The organism is Microbacterium sp. Leaf351, from assembly GCF_001423825.1.
Classification (GTDB): domain Bacteria; phylum Actinomycetota; class Actinomycetes; order Actinomycetales; family Microbacteriaceae; genus Microbacterium; species Microbacterium ginsengisoli.
Genome location: NZ_LMPK01000002.1, coordinates 43323 through 45179 on the forward strand (window position 1 = coordinate 43323; position 1857 = coordinate 45179).

Annotated in this window: 3 protein-coding genes; all 3 read left to right on the top strand. The window is 69.8% G+C overall.

Features of this window, described 5'->3' with window-relative positions; all coding sequences use genetic code 11:
• Positions 1-699: DNA polymerase III subunit beta (dnaN, locus tag ASG00_RS00685; RefSeq protein ID WP_235559015.1), on the top strand; the 699-nt coding region annotated here is incomplete at both ends.
• 79 nt (positions 700-778) lie between these two features.
• Positions 779-1528: an alpha/beta fold hydrolase gene (locus ASG00_RS00690; RefSeq protein WP_056206136.1), complete on the top strand. Its 750-nt coding sequence runs from the start codon at positions 779-781 to the stop codon at positions 1526-1528.
• A gap of 32 nt (positions 1529-1560) precedes the next feature.
• The coding region (locus ASG00_RS16065; protein ID WP_235559016.1) for an AAA family ATPase at positions 1561-1857 on the top strand (297 nt) is incomplete at its 3' end.

The following is a 1857-nucleotide window of genomic DNA, read 5'->3' on the forward strand; positions in this document are numbered from 1 at the left end:
GGCCTCGTGCAGGCGGAGGAATTCGCCACGGCGATCTCGCAGGTCGGCTTCGCCGCGTCGCGCGACGACGTGACGCCGGTGCTCACCGGCGTGCAGCTCGAGGTCAGCGGCACCGCACTCAGCCTGGTGGCCACCGACCGCTACCGGGTCGCGCTGCGGGAGATCCCGTGGGACGGCGGCACGGTCGCCGGCGACGAGACGACGACCGCGCTCGTGCCGGCGCGCACCCTGCAGGAGGTCGGCAAGACGTTCTCGCACGGGTCCGACATCTCCGTGCACTTCTCCGGGTCGGGCGACCGCGAGATCATCGCCTTCACCTCGGGCAACAAGACGGTGACGTCGCTGCTCATCAAGGGCAACTTCCCGCCGGTGCGCCGGCTGTTCCCCGAGCAGACGGATCACTACGCGGTCGTGAACACGGCCGAGCTCGCCGAGGCCGTCCGCCGCGTCGCACTCGTGCTCGACCGCTCGGCTCCGTTGCGCTTCACCTTCACGGTCGACGGCGTCTCGATGGATGCCTCGGGCACCGAGCAGGCACGCGCATCCGAGGCGGTCGATGCCACCCTGACCGGTGAGGATGTCACGCTCGGTTTGAACCCCCAGTACCTGCTCGAAGCGCTCGGTGCTGTCCGCAGCGAGTTCACCCGCATCACGTTCACGTCGAGCGAGAACCAGAACAAGCTGAGCCCGATCCTCATCNTGCTCCTGCGCTGACGCCCGCCCGAACCGCATAGGTCGGGGACGGCCCACATCCAGCTTGTCGGCCTACGGTGGCCGCATGCAGCTGGCCGTCGTGACGCAGGGTGAAGGGCACCGCACGGCGATTCTCGTGCACGGAATCATGTCGGGCGCCGAGGCGTGGCACCGGGTGGCCGCAGATCTGGATGCCGCGGGCTACCGCGTCCTCGCGGTAGATCTGGCCGGTCACGGCTCCTCGCCTCGTGCGGCGCGGTACTCGGCGGCATCCTGGACCGATGATGTCGTGGAGACCGTCGCACCGCTCCTCGACGGGCCCCCCGATCTCGTGATGGGGCACTCCCTCGGCAGCGTCGTCGCCGGTGAGGTCGCGACCCGGCTGGGGGCGCGCAGCGCGATCTACGTGGATCCGGCCTTCGCATTCCCCCGAGGGGTCAAGGGGGCCGCCTTCAAAGCTGCCTTTGCGATGGCACCGCGGCCGAGCCGCCGTATGCTCGCGCGGATGAACCCGAAGTGGAGCGAGGTCGACCTCGAGATCGAGGTGTCGACCGTGGCCCGCTGGGATCGTCGCACGATCCTCGCCTTCGTTCGCACCGCGTGGCTGAGACCGCCTCGGCACCTCGGCATCCCGACTCTCGTGGTGCTCGCAGAGAAGAGCCTGCTGATCACCGATCGCGCGCGCTCCGCTCTCGTAGAACGGGGCATGATCGTGCTCCGCCTCGGGGGCACCGGGCACACCGTGTTCCGCGACGACCACGGGGCCTTCATGCGCACGATCACCGAGTGGCTCGCCCAGGTGCCCGGTCCGCGGCTGCGGGCCGCGCGAGCCTGACCGTCGTCGCACCCCGTCGGTAGGCTGGGCGGGTGTTCGTGGAGCAGCTGAGTCTCGTCGACTTCCGCAACTACGCGCACGCGGATCTCGCGCTCGAGCGCGGTCCCAACCTCTTCGTCGGGCGCAACGGACAGGGCAAGACGAACCTCGCCGAGGCGATCGCCTATCTCGCCACCCTCGGGTCGCACCGGGTGGCGCTCGATGCTCCGCTGGTGCGTCGTGGACAGGATGCCGCGATCGTGCGCGCACGCATCGGGCACGGAGAGCGGCGGCTCGTCGTCGAGCTGCAGATCAACCGCCAGGGCGGTAACAAGGCTCGGGTCGGCGGG